Source organism: Desulfurococcus amylolyticus Z-533, assembly GCF_000513855.1.
Lineage (GTDB): Archaea > Thermoproteota > Thermoprotei_A > Sulfolobales > Desulfurococcaceae > Desulfurococcus > Desulfurococcus amylolyticus.
The window spans coordinates 1,230,126-1,243,303 of the sequence record NZ_KI911318.1 but is presented as its reverse complement, the minus strand read 5'-3'; the positions used below and the strand labels follow the sequence as shown (position 1 = coordinate 1,243,303).

General features: G+C 46.7%; 23 protein-coding genes. All 23 read left to right on the top strand.

The genetic code is table 11. The features are described 5' to 3' along the window. Position 1 precedes the first annotated feature (1 nt). Positions 2-820, top strand: coding sequence for a 50S ribosomal protein L4 (gene rpl4p, locus SPHMEL_RS06675; RefSeq protein ID WP_042667824.1), 819 nt, complete (start codon positions 2-4; stop codon positions 818-820). Then, on the top strand, positions 817-1,086 hold the full coding sequence (locus tag SPHMEL_RS06670; protein ID WP_198011725.1) for a 50S ribosomal protein L23: 270 nt from the start codon (positions 817-819) through the stop codon (positions 1,084-1,086). Before rpl4p ends, SPHMEL_RS06670 begins: the two co-directional genes overlap by 4 nt. An 11-nt stretch (positions 1,087-1,097) precedes the next feature. After that, entirely contained in the window at positions 1,098-1,817 is a 720-nt protein-coding gene (locus SPHMEL_RS06665; protein ID WP_042667823.1) for a 50S ribosomal protein L2, read from the top strand. A gap of 94 nt (positions 1,818-1,911) precedes the next feature. Next, positions 1,912-2,829, top strand: coding sequence for an AAA family ATPase (locus tag SPHMEL_RS06660; RefSeq protein ID WP_042667822.1), 918 nt, complete (start codon positions 1,912-1,914; stop codon positions 2,827-2,829). Beyond that, the gene (locus SPHMEL_RS06655) at positions 2,813-4,723 is read left to right on the top strand and encodes a VWA domain-containing protein (protein WP_042667821.1); all 1,911 of its coding nucleotides are present in this window, start codon (positions 2,813-2,815) and stop codon (positions 4,721-4,723) included. The genes SPHMEL_RS06660 and SPHMEL_RS06655 overlap by 17 nt, the downstream gene beginning before the upstream one ends. A 36-nt stretch (positions 4,724-4,759) precedes the next feature. Next, positions 4,760-5,203 carry a 30S ribosomal protein S19 gene (locus tag SPHMEL_RS06650; RefSeq protein ID WP_012608838.1) on the top strand — a complete coding sequence of 148 codons (444 nt, stop codon included), beginning with the start codon at positions 4,760-4,762 and terminating at the stop codon, positions 5,201-5,203. Positions 5,204-5,216: 13 nt separating this feature from the next. Then, positions 5,217-5,690: a 50S ribosomal protein L22 gene (locus SPHMEL_RS06645; protein ID WP_042667819.1), complete on the top strand. Its 474-nt coding sequence runs from the start codon at positions 5,217-5,219 to the stop codon at positions 5,688-5,690. A 2-nt stretch (positions 5,691-5,692) separates the two neighbouring features. After that, a complete protein-coding gene (locus SPHMEL_RS06640; RefSeq protein ID WP_042667818.1) occupies positions 5,693-6,364 on the top strand; it encodes a 30S ribosomal protein S3 in 672 nt (223 codons plus the stop codon). Then, positions 6,345-6,599 (top strand): 50S ribosomal protein L29, encoded by a 255-nt coding sequence (gene rpmC / locus SPHMEL_RS06635; protein WP_420865881.1) that lies wholly within the window; start codon positions 6,345-6,347, stop codon positions 6,597-6,599. Before SPHMEL_RS06640 ends, rpmC begins: the two co-directional genes overlap by 20 nt. After that, positions 6,596-6,874, top strand: coding sequence for a ribonuclease P protein component 1 (locus SPHMEL_RS06630; protein ID WP_012608834.1), 279 nt, complete (start codon positions 6,596-6,598; stop codon positions 6,872-6,874). Before rpmC ends, SPHMEL_RS06630 begins: the two co-directional genes overlap by 4 nt. A gap of 6 nt (positions 6,875-6,880) precedes the next feature. Further along, positions 6,881-7,231, top strand: a complete 351-nt coding sequence (locus SPHMEL_RS06625; RefSeq protein ID WP_042667816.1) for a 30S ribosomal protein S17 — start codon at positions 6,881-6,883, stop codon at positions 7,229-7,231. After that, on the top strand, positions 7,231-7,659 hold the full coding sequence (locus SPHMEL_RS06620; protein WP_012608832.1) for a 50S ribosomal protein L14: 429 nt from the start codon (positions 7,231-7,233) through the stop codon (positions 7,657-7,659). Before SPHMEL_RS06625 ends, SPHMEL_RS06620 begins: the two co-directional genes overlap by 1 nt. A 13-nt stretch (positions 7,660-7,672) precedes the next feature. After that, positions 7,673-8,074 carry a 50S ribosomal protein L24 gene (rplX, locus tag SPHMEL_RS06615; protein WP_012608831.1) on the top strand — a complete coding sequence of 134 codons (402 nt, stop codon included), beginning with the start codon at positions 7,673-7,675 and terminating at the stop codon, positions 8,072-8,074. 2 nt (positions 8,075-8,076) lie between these two features. Then, a complete protein-coding gene (locus SPHMEL_RS06610; RefSeq protein ID WP_042667815.1) occupies positions 8,077-8,835 on the top strand; it encodes a 30S ribosomal protein S4e in 759 nt (252 codons plus the stop codon). Then, positions 8,835-9,398, top strand: a complete 564-nt coding sequence (locus SPHMEL_RS06605; protein WP_042667814.1) for a 50S ribosomal protein L5 — start codon at positions 8,835-8,837, stop codon at positions 9,396-9,398. Before SPHMEL_RS06610 ends, SPHMEL_RS06605 begins: the two co-directional genes overlap by 1 nt. A gap of 9 nt (positions 9,399-9,407) precedes the next feature. Further along, entirely contained in the window at positions 9,408-9,572 is a 165-nt protein-coding gene (locus tag SPHMEL_RS06600; protein WP_042667813.1) for a 30S ribosomal protein S14, read from the top strand. Positions 9,573-9,584: 12 nt separating this feature from the next. Beyond that, positions 9,585-9,986: a 30S ribosomal protein S8 gene (locus SPHMEL_RS06595; protein WP_042667812.1), complete on the top strand. Its 402-nt coding sequence runs from the start codon at positions 9,585-9,587 to the stop codon at positions 9,984-9,986. An 11-nt stretch (positions 9,987-9,997) separates the two neighbouring features. After that, entirely contained in the window at positions 9,998-10,552 is a 555-nt protein-coding gene (locus SPHMEL_RS06590) for a 50S ribosomal protein L6 (protein WP_042667811.1), read from the top strand. Continuing rightward, positions 10,549-10,962: a 50S ribosomal protein L32e gene (locus SPHMEL_RS06585; protein WP_042667810.1), complete on the top strand. Its 414-nt coding sequence runs from the start codon at positions 10,549-10,551 to the stop codon at positions 10,960-10,962. The genes SPHMEL_RS06590 and SPHMEL_RS06585 overlap by 4 nt, the downstream gene beginning before the upstream one ends. Before the next feature lies 1 nt (position 10,963). Beyond that, positions 10,964-11,422, top strand: a complete 459-nt coding sequence (locus SPHMEL_RS06580; RefSeq protein ID WP_042667809.1) for a 50S ribosomal protein L19e — start codon at positions 10,964-10,966, stop codon at positions 11,420-11,422. 15 nt (positions 11,423-11,437) lie between these two features. After that, complete coding sequence (locus SPHMEL_RS06575) at positions 11,438-12,028, top strand: 50S ribosomal protein L18 (protein WP_042667808.1); 591 nt, start codon at positions 11,438-11,440, stop codon at positions 12,026-12,028. Between the two features lie 5 nt (positions 12,029-12,033). Then, positions 12,034-12,678 (top strand): 30S ribosomal protein S5, encoded by a 645-nt coding sequence (locus tag SPHMEL_RS06570; RefSeq protein WP_173361978.1) that lies wholly within the window; start codon positions 12,034-12,036, stop codon positions 12,676-12,678. Positions 12,679-12,689: 11 nt separating this feature from the next. After that, the gene (locus SPHMEL_RS06565) at positions 12,690-13,178 is read left to right on the top strand and encodes a 50S ribosomal protein L30 (protein WP_012608821.1); all 489 of its coding nucleotides are present in this window, start codon (positions 12,690-12,692) and stop codon (positions 13,176-13,178) included.

Genomic DNA, 13,178 nt, shown 5'->3' with positions numbered 1-13,178 from the left:
TATGACTCTCGAGACAATTACTCCATTAGCCTTTAAGGAGAAAATAAAGGTCAACGTATACGGTGTCAACGGCAACGTGGTCGGCGAGATTGAGCTACCGGAGTTATTTAATGTACCAATACGTAGAGACCTCATTAGAAGAGCCTTTCTATCAGCGTTTACTGCGATGCTGCAGCCGAAGGGAAGGGATCCCTTAGCTGGTAAAAGAACCACGGCTAAATACTGGGGTGTTGGATATGGTTTAGCCAGGGTGCCAAGGCTACCCAATGGTACAGCAAGGTTTGTTGTAAGCACTAGAAAAGGACATGCAGCGTTTCCGCCGAGACCCGATGAGAGGATACATGAAGAGGTGAATAAGAAGGAAAGAGTTATGGCTATAATCTCAGCGCTTGCGGCCACCTCGAGACCCGAGCTAGTAAGGGAGAGGGGACATGTATTTACACCTGGCAGGCTTCCTGTGATCATAGTGGATGAAGCCGAGTCAAGTATTTCTAAAACTACACAGGTTAGGGAATACCTGGAGAAGATAGGATTGTGGAGTGATGTAGAGAGAAGCTTGGATGGCATGGGTATAAGGGCTGGTAGAGGTAAGATGAGGGGGAGGACCTACGTGGAGCCACGCAGTATATTATTTATTGTGTCAAGCTACAGTATACCACTTGCGAAAGCTGTAAGGAACCTTCCTGGGGTAGATATAGCGACACCTGGGAATCTAAGCATCCTGCATCTGGCCCCAGGTGGTGTGCCGGGTAGGTTAACGGTTATATCTATGAAGGCTCTTAACGAGCTTGCTTCAAAATATAGGGTGAGACCGCTATGAGTATGGATAGACTATACAAGGTCATTATTAGGCCTCTCCAAAGCGAGAAAGCTTTAACGCTCATCGATAAACAGAACACTTTGACATTCATTGTAGATATAGATGCAAGCAAGACCGAGATTAAGAGGGCTGTCGAGGAATTATTTAACGTCAAGGTCGAGGATGTCAGGACGCTCATTACCCCGAGAGGGGAGAAGAAGGCATATGTTAAACTAGCCCCAGAGTATAAGGCTAGTGAGGTTGCTTCACAGCTGGGATTAATCTAGGGTGGTGATATATGGGTAAGAGGATTATACCTCAGAGAAGGGGTAAGGCTTCCCCGGTATTCAAGACACCTGATCACATACATGTAGCACCAGCCAGATACCCGTTGCTAGACCCCTCTAAAACCTATAAAGCTGTAGTAGAGGACTTAGTCCATGACCCCGGTAGATGGGTGCCTCTGGCCCAGGTTAAACTGGAGACGGGGCTAGTATTCTACGTTCCCGCTGTAGAGGGAATGTATGCTGGTCAAATAATAGAGATAGGTCCTGGAGCCAAGCCCGTCAACGGCAATATACTCCCGGTAGGCACGATCCCCGAGGGAATGCAGGTTGCAAATATAGAGAAGAGGCCTGGTGATGGAGGTAAATTTGTCCGAGCAAGTGGTACATACGCCGTTATTGTTGGCAGAGCTGGCGGTAAAACACAGGTTCAACTACCGAGTGGTAGAGTAATCGAGGTCCCCAACGAGTCCAGAGCCATGATCGGCGTGATAGCTGGGGGCGGTAGATTAGAGAAGCCCTTATTGAAAGCTGGTGCAGCATATTATAAGTGGAGCGCTAAAAGTCGCGTGTGGCCTAAGGTTAGAGGCGTAGCAATGAATGCAGCGTTCCATCCCCATGGTGGTGGTAGCCACCAGCATGTGGGTAGGCCGAGCACAGTGGCACGTAATACTCCACCAGGTAGAAAGGTAGGGCACATAGCTGCTAGGAGGACGGGTAGGAGAAAGGGCTAGTCTTTTCGTAGACATTATTTAATAAATCCCTTTAACTACTTCCTTGTAATTGGATAATGTTTAACGCTTCCACATTATTGAATGGGTTGTAATCATGGTAGCCGATTCCATGGATCTCATTGTTAGAAAGGTTTATGATATATATGGCCAGGTGATTGAGGCTAGGCAACCCGTCAGGGATCCCGAGGGGATGATAAGAGCTTTAAGGGAAGAGTTTAAGCTCGTGGTTAAACCCTATGTTGTTTACCTAACTATCTCAGCCTTCATCAATAACAGGCCCGTCCTCTACGAGGGTCCTCCGGGTACCGGTAAGACCGAGATAGGTGAGGCCATATTATATTTATGGAGCGGTAGGAAACCCTTTATACTCCCATGTAGCGAAAACTATGATGAGTACAGGGTCATAGGGGACTTCCACCCGGCAATAGCCATGTCAAAGGGTTTTAATGAGGAGAGCTTCATACCTAGGCCGTTGCTAGCCGGCTTAATAATGGAGACCGGTGTCCTAATAGATGAGATAAGGAGAAGTAGTGAGGAGTTCCAGAATCTCTTGTTAGATATCATTGATAAAAGAAGGATAATAATACCGGAGTTGAAGAGGGTTTACAGGCAGAATGGATCAGGGTTCCAAGTAGTATTCACAAGCAACCCCTACGATATCGCCCAGGGAGAGCTCAGTGATGCCTTCCTAAGGAGGGTTGTTAGGATAGAGTTCCAGTATCCATCCATGGAAGAGGAGTATGAAATAGTGGAGTTGAAACTAGGTGGCTTAAGCAGTAGGCTCAGTGATGCGGTGATATTTAAGGCTCTTGAATCTGTTAGGAAGCTGAGGAGTAAAGCAGTATACAAGCCCGGGATCTCCGACACGGTTGCATGGCTCACTCTAACCGCGTTGTTATCCAATATCAAGGGTAAGAGCAAGGCTAGTGAGGAAGAACTACGTGAAGCCGGACGGGCTGTGCTCTATAAGAATCCAGAGGATGAGGAATTAGTCAATGAGATACTCGGATAACGTTGAAGAGTTGAGAAGGCTCATCGATGAGAGGATCCGGGTTGAACTAGATGAGCTTAAGGAGACCCTAGGGGAGTTTAAGAAGGCCTCCATCGACAAAGTGGTATTATATATTGGAATGAAGCTTGCCCTCTCAATGATCACCAGTAATCCCATCCTCCTCGCTGAGTTAAGGGGTAAACTGATTGAATCCCTAGGACTCACAGATAGAACGCAGGGTGAGCCAAGCGGTACAGTGGAGTTATTTGCACTGGATGAGAAACTATACAGGAGGCTAGGTAGGACACGGTTTTTAACCATTAGCAGTATGCTCAGCGAGGAGTCTTCGAGGAGAGAGATACTCACATACATATGGATGAGGAAGGCAGGGATTCTGAAGAAGCGATCCAATGGCTCCCTAGTAGTCGATAGAGACGAGTTGTCGAGGTATCGGGCTGGCTCCACATATAGGTTAGAGTTAAATGATATAAAGCGGTTCCTCGGTGAGATACCTAGTAGGCTCTGGAGTAAAGTACTCACCGAGGACTTATTGAATAGTGTTAAGATAGAGGACCTAGTATCTCTAGCCGAGAAGTTCTACGGGTTCAACCATAGCGTGGATAATAGGATAATCGGTGAGTTGAGGAGGCGTATAGTAGAGGGATGGACGCCTTCGTTCAACGATGCACGTAGACTCGAGAAAGTATTAGGGAGGGTTCTTAAAGGGGTTAAAGCGGATATACCCCCGCATCTACTTCAATATATGGATAACGCTGCCGAGTATGTGAAAGGAAAGGAAAGGGTGCTTGTTGAAAGAATAGAGGAGCTCCCATTGAAGGAAAGATGGGGGGTTTTAAGAGGGCTTAGACAAAGGGTGAGGGATGCCGATTTCTATAGGCGCCTTAACCCCTTATCATTAATGGAGTTAAAGAGCCTTGGTAGCCTGGATAAAGCTCTCGCCAGCAAGATAATGCTGGGGGAGGTTATAGGGAGTTATGTGGAGTACATGTTGACCCGTGATACCTCCTTCAAGGTGTACGCCTTATACATCGCTGAGAGGATTGATCCATCTATGCTGGAGCCTATGTACAGGCCAGTGCTCGAGAGTATTATTGTAGGCGATGAGAAGAAGCTATTGTTCCATCTTGGTAGGGGGATGGGCTTCGACCTAATAGAGCTTATCTCGATAAAGCTCACCGAGGAGTATTCCAGGAGTGGAGTCATTGATCAAGCCCTCGTGAAGCGGGCAATAGCCATTGGCATGAGGCTGTTGAACTACATGAAGGGCGGGGAGGGTCATGCGCGGAGGATCGAGAAGACAGGTTTAAGGGGTAGGCTTGACACCAGGGGCACGGTGTATAAGAGGATTCGTTTAAGTAATGAAATAGTCTACAGGAGACATAGGAGAAGGCAACGCATGATAGGCATTGTAGATGTAAGTGGTAGCATGGCTAGGTTCGCTCTATGGTCGATCCTCTCTCTGGCAGTGTTATTCCCAAGCGTCTCATACATAGTGTTGTTTAGTGAGAGAAGCAATGTATATAGATCCCCAGTTAAGAAGACTGCCCGGATGCTCGCAGGCTTCCTAGAGAAACTATATACGGAGGGATTCAAGGGGTATACTAATATATCTGATGCATTAAGGAGAGCCGGCGAGTTAGCTCTGAGAAGCAACTCTAGGACCATGGTGTTATTCAGCGACTTAAAGCAGACGATCCCCGATGTAGACCCATGGATCGTGGCGGGCGAGCTTGTTAAGAAGGGATTGAAGGTGATCATCGTAGTACCACGTAGCATCGAGGAGGAAACTATAGAGAAGTACAGGAAAGAGGGATGCGATGTAGTGGTTGTCGAGAACCCTGAGAACATAGCAAACATTTTAAAAAGGAGGATAAATCTTAAAAATAGAGTCTAGTAGTGTCTATTACGTTAGTGCTTAACGTGTGAGGGGATGATGGATTTGGCGGTGAATTTACAGGATCTCCCGGTGGAATGGAGGAAGTTCAAGTATAGAGGTAAGAGCCTTGAGGAACTCTTAAATATGTCGATGGATGAACTCGTGATGTTGCTACCGGCTAGGCAGAGAAGAAGCTTGAAAAGAGGTTTAACAAAGGCCCAGATAAAGCTGCTTGCGAAGATAAGGAAGATAGCCAGGAACCCTGAGCTAGCTAGGAAAGCCGTGATAAAGACGCATGTAAGGGATATGGTGGTTCTACCGGAGATGGTGGGGTTGACGATTGCTGTGTATAACGGGAAAGAGTTTATCCCAGTTAAAATCACGCCGGAGATGATAGGCCATTACCTTGGTGAGTTCAGTCCCACTACCAAGAAGGTTACTCATGGTGAGCCAGGACTTAAGGCTACGAGGGCAAGTCGCTTCGTAGCCATGAAGTAGAGGTGTTATATGTATGCCTACATGGCATTACTCTGTAAAACTCGAGGATGAATCAAAAATCGCTAAGGCAGTCAGGTATGATATACCTGTCTCGATAAAATATATGCGTGAAATAGCTTACACGCTTAAAGGAATGAAGTTGAGCGAGGCCATCAAGTTCCTCGAAGACGTCGTGAAAATGAAGCAGGCTGTCCCATTCAGAAGGTATCATGGAAAGCTGAGCCATAAGAAGGGTTTAGCTGATAGGTTTAAGTGGCCTATTGGCAGATACCCTGTTAAGGGGGCTAGATATACTTTGGAAGTCCTCAGGAATGTTGAGGCTAATGCTGAAAACAAGGGGCTTGATAAGGATAAACTGGTGATAATCCATATAGCGGCCCATAAAGGGATCACGTTAAAGAGGTATATGCCGCGTGCTTTCGGTCGGGCCACTCCTAAGTTCCGTAGAATGAGTAACCTGGAGGTTATCGTTAAGGAGGTTGGCTAAGCATGGTCGGGCCCCGGGTTAAATCATACTTCCTTGAATACGGGTTGAAGAAACTAATGATCGATGAGTTTCTAGCACACTACTTCAAGGATGCAGGATACGCTGATGTAGAGTTATATAGGACTCCAACGGGCTATCGTGTAGTCATACATGCTGAGTACCCTGGTAGACTAATAGGTAGGGGAGGTAGCGTTATAAAGAAGCTGTCCACGATACTCCAGAATAAATTTGGCCTCGACAATGTTAACATAACGATATCGCCTGTAATAGACCCTGATTTAAACGCTAGGGTGGTGGCATTCAGAATTGTTAGAGCACTGGAGAAAGAGATACCTTTCCGCCGGGTAATGATGTATATGCTTAAAAGGGTGATGGATGCTGGTGCAATTGGTGCCGAGATCATTATAAGCGGTAAGCTGAGGGGCGAAAGGGCAACATATGAGAAGCTCAAGGCCGGGAAAGTGTATAAGGCTGGTGAGCCAGTGGAATACATGGTTGACAGGGCAGTAGTCAAAGCGCTCTTAAAGCCTGGTATATTCGGTGTTGAAGTCGTCATTGTTAAACCAGGTATAAGGATGCCCGACCACGTTGAGATAAAGACCCTGAAACCCGAGGAACTGGAGGCTTTAAAGCCAGCTAAGACAACAGAGGGTGGTGGTAGTGAAGGCAAGTGAGATAAGGAGGATGGCCCCGGAGGAGAGGCTTAGGAAACTAAATGAATTAAGGCTAGAGCTGGTTAAGCTAAGGCTCCAGGCTAAAATGGGTACTCTGACAAATACTGCTAGAATACGGAATGTGAGGCGCGATATCGCGAGGATATTAACGGTGATCAATGAGGAAGGTGGTGTATCCGTGAGCGAGGCAAGCACTACTAGTGGAGAAACTGGTTCAGAGGGTCAGGCGTCATGAGGGTGAATAGTAGGAACATTGCCTACCATGAGCTCATAGGACTGGAGGTCAGGATCCTACAGTATCCTGATCCATCGCTTGTGGGGTTGAAGGGTAAGGTGGTTGATGAGACGTTGAAAACCCTTGTTATTGAGACTCCATCTGGTAGAAGGGTGAGGATTTTTAAGTTCAACAGTATACTCGAGTTCATGCTCCCTGACGGGGAAGCCGTGGTTATTAAAGGGTCTACGATTATTGGTAGACCCTGGGATAGATTGAAAATGGTTTCGAGGTAGGTTTCCATGAGTCAGAGCAGGGTTAATAACATAGGTATAACGGGTATTAATCCCCCCGAGAAAATATGTAATGACCCCAAGTGCCCCTGGCATGGAAGACTTAAGGTTAGGGGAGTAATTTTAACAGGTGTTGTAGCCAAGAAGAAGATGCAAAGGACTGTTGTTGTTAGACATGAGTACTTACACTACGTGAAGAAATACATGAGATATGAGAAACGCCATAGGAACATACATGCCCACCTACCTCCATGCATAGATGTTAAAGAAGGCGATACAGTAGTGATCGGTGAAACACGTTCCCTCGCAAAAACAGTTGCCTTTGTAGTCCTAGGAGTGATCAAACGAGGTGGTGAGTGATGGGTGCAAAGAGAGCTGTAGCCGGTAAACCAGCCTTCTCGAGGCGGAGGGTGAACACTGGCCTCCAAGTGATGTCTATAGCTAAGGCAGCTGATAACAGTGGGGCAAAGGAGGTAATGATCATAGGTGTCCCTGGATACCATGGTAGACTGAGAAGGGTTCCGCCAGCCGGTGTTGGAGACCTAGTTGTCGTGAGCGTTAAGAAGGGTATTCCAGAAATGAGGAAGAAAGTGTTTAAGGCTATAGTGGTGCGTCAAAGGAGACCCTATAAGAGGCCTGATGGTACATGGGTTGCCTTCGAGGATAACGCTGTAGTGATATTGACGCCTGAGGGCACGCCTAAGGGCACGGAGATCAGGGGGCCTATAGCCAGGGAGGCAGCCGAGAGATGGCCCCAGATAGCTAATCTTGCATCAATGATTGTGTGAGGAGGTGTATACTATGCCGTTAACAAATTCTATTAAGCCCGGTAAGCAGAGGAAGCAGTTGGCTTTAATGCCCCTCCACCTAAGGCATAAATTATTTAATGCACCACTCTCAGATGAACTGCGTCAGAAACTTGGCGTGAAGAGGTTGCCGGTTAGACAAGGCGATACTGTTAGGATCATGAGGGGGGAGTTTAAAGGGCATGAGGGGAAGGTTGTAGAAGTCGACTTGAAACGCGTCAGGGTGTTCATCGAGGGTGTGCAGAGAAAGAAGGCTGATGGATCGCCGGTTTACATTCCGATTCATCCTAGTAAAGTCATGATTATAAAGGCTGATCTAAGTGATAAAAGAAGGCTTGAGATAATTGAGCGGAGGAAGGCTGGTACTAGTAGTGAGCACAGTCAAGAGGTGGCTTAGAAATGGGTAGCATGGGTGGTAGCAGACATTTAAAAGCGATCAACGCGCCTAGGTATTGGCCTATACTTAGGAAGGAGTATAGGTGGGTCGTTAAGTCATCGCCCGGCCCACACCCCATATCTAGGTCGCTTCCACTATTAATCCTTGTCAGAGATGTGCTGGGTTATGCTAAAACAGGTAAGGAGGCTAGGAGGCTCATAGCCGAGGGATACTTTAAGATCGATGGGAGAGTGAGGAGAGATTACAAGTTCCCTGTCGGCGTAATGGATGTAATCGAGATCGTGGGGGTCGATAAATACTACAGGGTCATCCCAGTACCAACCAGGGTACTGGGGTTGATTGAGATATCGAGGGAGGAGGCATCCTTCAAGCTGTGCAGGATAGAGAATAAGACCACGGTGAAGAACGGTCATATACAGTTAAACCTGCATGATGGACGAAACGTGTTAATTAGGGTCAATGATCCAAGAAATCCTGTTGAAGACACGTATGATACACTAGGCGTGTTAAAGTTATCAATACCTGTTCAACAAATCCTCGACTATGTCCCCTTGAAAGAGGGTGTTATAGCGATAGTGTCCGGTGGTAGAAACGTTGGGAGAGTGGGTAAGATTGTATCGATACACAAGGGCATGAGGAGATATAGGAGTATAGTCACGCTTGAAGATAAGCAAGGCAATAAGTTCCAGACTAGCTTGGACTACATATTCCCAATAGGTGTTGAAAAACCATTAATAAAACTGCCTGAGGGTGCATGGTAATGAGTATCCTCACACAGGATGTTGAAAGCAGGATCCTCGAGAAATGGAATAGTAATCCAATGCTTAAGCCTTTCATAGCTAAGGTAACAGTTAACATAGGTGTAGGTACTGAATCCGATAGGCTTCCAAAGGCTATGAAAGTGCTTGAGGAGTTAACAGGTGCGAAGCCTGTCCCAAGGAAGGCCAAGAAGACCATTAAGGACTTCGGGATCAAGAAGGGCGATAACATAGCCGTTGTAGTCACGTTGAGAAGGGGGAAAGCTATTGAATTCCTGAGGAAAGTATTCGAGACCATAGGGTACAGAGTAAGGGAGTCAAGCTTCGATGACTACGGGAATGTCAGTATAGGCGTTAAGGAACACATACACATGCCTGGTGTAAGATATGATCCAGAGATAGGGGTATTCGGAATGGATGTAGCCATAACTATTGAGAGACCCGGATACAGGGTGATGAGGCGTAAGCGAGCTAGATCCCGTGTACCGAGGAGGCATAGGGTGAACAAGCTGGAGGCAATGGTGCTTTTAAAACAATTATTCGGCGTTGAAATAGTTAGTGAGTAGGTGGTTTAAATGGCTAAGTATAAACCTCCAAAAATATACAAGCACGGGCGTGGGGTACAGGTTTGCAGGAGATGCGGTTCACGTGACGCGGTCATACAGGCTTACGGGCTTTACCTGTGCAGGCAGTGTTTTAGAGAAGTAGCCTCCGTAATAGGCTTCAAGAAATATGAGTAGGGGTGTTAAGCCATGGTGGTCATGGATACGCTTGCAAATGCTCTTTCAGCAATATATAATGCCGAGATAAGGGCTAAGAAGGAAGTAGTTATATGGCCCGCCTCAAAGCTGACGCTAAACGTCTTAAAGGTCCTCCAAAGGGAGGGCTATATCGGCGAGTTCGAGTACATTGATGATGGTAGATGGGGTAAGATAAAGATACAGTTGCTCGGCAGGATAAATAAGATCGGCGTTATCAAGCCTAGATACCCTGTTAAACACCGCGAGCTCGCCGAGTTCCCTGAGTGGCTTAAGAGATACCTACCAGCATATAATATAGGTGTAATAATAGTGTCAACACCTTATGGTGTCCTCTCTCACAAGGAGGCTGTTGAAAAACAAACCGGTGGGGTATTACTTGCATACTGTTACTAGGTGATGTATGTATGGTCAGGGTGTTTCATGTCGCTGAGAAAGTAGAGATCCCTGAGAACGTCACTGTTGAAGTGGATGGCTTAAGGGTAACAGTTAAGGGGCCCAAGGGCATTATTACAAGGGACTTCAGTCATGCCAGAGGAGTATTCATAAGGCTTGAGGACAGGGTTGTCATCGTTGAAACATTTGTTGCTGATAGGAAGCAGAAGGCCCTAGTTGGGACGATTGCTGCGCATATACGTAACATGATTACAGGTGTTGTAAGGGGCTACCGCTACAAGTTAAAGATAATATTCTCTCACTTCCCGATCACAGTATCTGTTGATGAGAAGAACAAGGTTGTCAGGATAAGGAATTTCATGGGGGAGAAATCAGATAGGATAGCCAAGATATACGGTAATGCCAAGGTGAAGGTGAGTGGTGAGGATATAATTATTGAGGGAGTCGATATTGAGGAGGTTGGGTTAACGGCTGCATCAATTGAGAGGGCTACTAGGGTCACTGATAGAGATAGACGTGTTTTCATGGATGGAATATATATTTATGAGAAGGGTGAGGCCTTATGAGCACGGGGCTGGATCGTTTACTCAGGTTAAGACAGGAAATGAATAAGAGGAGGCCGGTTTTCCTCAGGTATCTATGGTGGAAGAAACCGAAGTTCAAGAACGACCTTAAGTGGAGGAAGCCAAAGGGGATAGACAACAAGGTGAAGCACCAGCTTAAAGGATACCCGCCCCTAGTTAAAATAGGATATAGAGGACCGAGCCTGGTCAGGGGGCTCCATCCATCAGGCTTGGAGCCAGTTGTGATTAATAATCCAAGAGACCTCGAGGGACTGGATCCAGCCAGATACATAGTATACATTGGTGGGAGCGTTGGATTAAGGAAGGCTATTGAACTATACAGGATAGCTGCCTCAAAAGGCTTTAAAGTAGCTAATCCACCTAAAACAACACAGTTAACACAGGGTGCTTAACATGAGTGACCTAACACTCCAGAAAAGATTGGCAGCTGATCTACTTGGCGTGGGTGTGTCGAGGATTAGAGTGGATCCTGGTAGAATAGAGGATATCGAGGCAGCCATAACAAGGGAGGATGTGAGGAGGCTGATCAAGGAGGGGGCTATATGGGTTGCCCCCAAACACGGTATAGCAGGCTATAGCTCCAAGGTTAGGCATAAGCAGAGGGTTAAGGGAAGGAGAAGGGGACATGGTAAGAGGAAGGGGAGTAAGACCGCTAGGCTGGATGAGAAGGAGGTATGGATGAATAAGATAAGGAAGATAAGGAGGTATCTTAGATACCTGAGGGATAGGAAGCTTATCGATGCAAAAACATATAGGAGGCTATATATGCTTGCTAAGGGAGGATACTTTAACTCTCTTTCATCTCTGAAGCTACACCTTAAGGAAAACAATATCTTGAAGGAGGTTAAATAGAGGGGTTGGTGAGGCATGGCTAAGGGTCCCCGGTATAAGGTTCCAAGGAGAAGGAGAAGGGAGGGTAAGACTAATTACTACAAGAGATATAGAATGATTGTATCGGGGCATCCCCGTTTCATTGTTAGGAAGACGTTGAACTATATATGGGTGCAGGTAGCCACGGCTAAGCCAGAGGGGGATGTAATCATAGCTGCAGCCCACTCAAACGAGTTAAGGAAGAGATTCGGGTGGAAAGCAGGTACATGTAATACCTCTGCAGCCTATTTAACAGGGTTGCTGGCTGCTTTAAGGGCCCTTGAGAAGGGGGTTGAATACGCTGTACCAGATATAGGGTTACATAGACCCGTTAAAGGGGCATTAGTGTTTGCAGCTATAAAGGCAGCCAACGATGCCGGGCTCAAGGTGCCAATGGGTGGGGAAGTAGCCCCCAGCGAGGAGAGAATCAGGGGCGAGCACATAGCATCATATGCTAAGATACTGAGGGAGAATGGATTGCTTGAGAAAAGGTTTTCAAGGTATCTAGCCAATGGTTTACAGCCAGAGGACCTCCCCTCGCACTTTGAAGAGGTTAAAAACAAGATCTTGGAGGCTTATAAGAGGTGATAGGTGTGTCCGCGAGCGCGGTTGATAAAGCTGCCTTAGAGAAATGGGTTCCCAGGACACGTGTAGGAAAAATGGTTTTAGAGGGTAAGATAACTAGTTTAAAGGAGGTATTCGATAGAAACCTTCCGCTGCTAGAACCGGAGATAGTGGACTACCTCCTACCCGATTTAAAGTATGAGAGGATCGATACCAAGATAGTTCAGAAGATGACTGATGCAGGTAGGAGAACCAGGTTCCTGGTTGTAGTAGTCATCGGTAATGAAAACGGCTTTGTCGGCATTGGGACCGGTAAGGCTAAGCAATACGTTGACGCATTAGCGAAGGCCATAAGGAATGCCAAGCTGAATATCACCCCTGTGAGAAGAGGATGCGGGAGCTGGGAGTGCAGGTGCGGCGAACCCCATAGCGTCCCATTCACAGTCAGGGGTAAAAGCGGTAGTGTAGAAGTGGTATTGAAGCCTGCACCACGTGGAACAGGGCTTGTAGCAGGAGATGTGGCTAAAGTGGTTTTAAGGCTGGCTGGGCTCAGGGACGTGTGGACGGAGAGTTTCGGCGAGACAAGGACGACGCTTAATTTCGCCAAGGCCGTTGTCAACGCATTATATAACACATATAGATTCGTTACACCGGTTGACTGGCTAAAGGCCTGAGGTGGTGCTGGATGGTTAAGCTTTACGCTATCTTAAGAATAAGGGGGCAGTCCGATACACCGCCTGACGTCGAGTACACGCTGAAACTCCTAAGGCTCCATAAGAAATACCACCTAGTAATATATCCAGCAGAACAACCAGGTCTTGAAGGAATGCTTGAAAAAGTGAAGGACTGGGTTACATGGGGTGAGATAAATAAGCCCACGCTAGTAAAACTGTTCAAGGCTCGTGGAAGAGCCTCCGGCGGCATAAGGATAACAGATGAATATATTGCCAAAGTCTTCGCGGAGCAAGGCATTAAAGATATTGAAGGATTCGCGGAGGCATTATTGGAGGGTAAATTAGTGCTCCACAAGCTTGAAAACATTGTAAAACCGGTTTTCAGGCTGCATCCGCCGCGTGGAGGATTCGATGGATCCAGTAAAAAACCCTTCAATATGAAGGGTGAGCTTGGATACCGTGGTGAAAAAATAAATGAATTAATTGAGAGAATGCTATGA

What these genes read in the sequence shown, in the direction of transcription:
- SPHMEL_RS06605 (WP_042667814.1), top strand. Translation starts at nt 8,835, where the DNA reads ATGAGTATCCTCACACAGGATGTTGAAAGCAGGATCCTCGAGAAATGG.
- SPHMEL_RS06655 (WP_042667821.1), top strand. Translation starts at nt 2,813, where the DNA reads ATGAGATACTCGGATAACGTTGAAGAGTTGAGAAGGCTCATCGATGAG.
- SPHMEL_RS06645 (WP_042667819.1), top strand. Translation starts at nt 5,217, where the DNA reads ATGCCTACATGGCATTACTCTGTAAAACTCGAGGATGAATCAAAAATC.
- rpl4p (WP_042667824.1), top strand. Translation starts at nt 2, where the DNA reads ATGACTCTCGAGACAATTACTCCATTAGCCTTTAAGGAGAAAATAAAG.
- SPHMEL_RS06600 (WP_042667813.1), top strand. Translation starts at nt 9,408, where the DNA reads ATGGCTAAGTATAAACCTCCAAAAATATACAAGCACGGGCGTGGGGTA.
- SPHMEL_RS06650 (WP_012608838.1), top strand. Translation starts at nt 4,760, where the DNA reads ATGATGGATTTGGCGGTGAATTTACAGGATCTCCCGGTGGAATGGAGG.
- SPHMEL_RS06590 (WP_042667811.1), top strand. Translation starts at nt 9,998, where the DNA reads ATGGTCAGGGTGTTTCATGTCGCTGAGAAAGTAGAGATCCCTGAGAAC.
- SPHMEL_RS06665 (WP_042667823.1), top strand. Translation starts at nt 1,098, where the DNA reads ATGGGTAAGAGGATTATACCTCAGAGAAGGGGTAAGGCTTCCCCGGTA.
- SPHMEL_RS06610 (WP_042667815.1), top strand. Translation starts at nt 8,077, where the DNA reads ATGGGTAGCATGGGTGGTAGCAGACATTTAAAAGCGATCAACGCGCCT.
- SPHMEL_RS06640 (WP_042667818.1), top strand. Translation starts at nt 5,693, where the DNA reads ATGGTCGGGCCCCGGGTTAAATCATACTTCCTTGAATACGGGTTGAAG.
- SPHMEL_RS06585 (WP_042667810.1), top strand. Translation starts at nt 10,549, where the DNA reads ATGAGCACGGGGCTGGATCGTTTACTCAGGTTAAGACAGGAAATGAAT.
- SPHMEL_RS06575 (WP_042667808.1), top strand. Translation starts at nt 11,438, where the DNA reads ATGGCTAAGGGTCCCCGGTATAAGGTTCCAAGGAGAAGGAGAAGGGAG.
- SPHMEL_RS06620 (WP_012608832.1), top strand. Translation starts at nt 7,231, where the DNA reads ATGGGTGCAAAGAGAGCTGTAGCCGGTAAACCAGCCTTCTCGAGGCGG.
- SPHMEL_RS06565 (WP_012608821.1), top strand. Translation starts at nt 12,690, where the DNA reads ATGGTTAAGCTTTACGCTATCTTAAGAATAAGGGGGCAGTCCGATACA.
- SPHMEL_RS06625 (WP_042667816.1), top strand. Translation starts at nt 6,881, where the DNA reads ATGAGTCAGAGCAGGGTTAATAACATAGGTATAACGGGTATTAATCCC.
- SPHMEL_RS06660 (WP_042667822.1), top strand. Translation starts at nt 1,912, where the DNA reads ATGGTAGCCGATTCCATGGATCTCATTGTTAGAAAGGTTTATGATATA.
- SPHMEL_RS06595 (WP_042667812.1), top strand. Translation starts at nt 9,585, where the DNA reads ATGGTGGTCATGGATACGCTTGCAAATGCTCTTTCAGCAATATATAAT.
- rplX (WP_012608831.1), top strand. Translation starts at nt 7,673, where the DNA reads ATGCCGTTAACAAATTCTATTAAGCCCGGTAAGCAGAGGAAGCAGTTG.
- SPHMEL_RS06670 (WP_198011725.1), top strand. Translation starts at nt 817, where the DNA reads ATGAGTATGGATAGACTATACAAGGTCATTATTAGGCCTCTCCAAAGC.
- SPHMEL_RS06580 (WP_042667809.1), top strand. Translation starts at nt 10,964, where the DNA reads ATGAGTGACCTAACACTCCAGAAAAGATTGGCAGCTGATCTACTTGGC.
- SPHMEL_RS06630 (WP_012608834.1), top strand. Translation starts at nt 6,596, where the DNA reads ATGAGGGTGAATAGTAGGAACATTGCCTACCATGAGCTCATAGGACTG.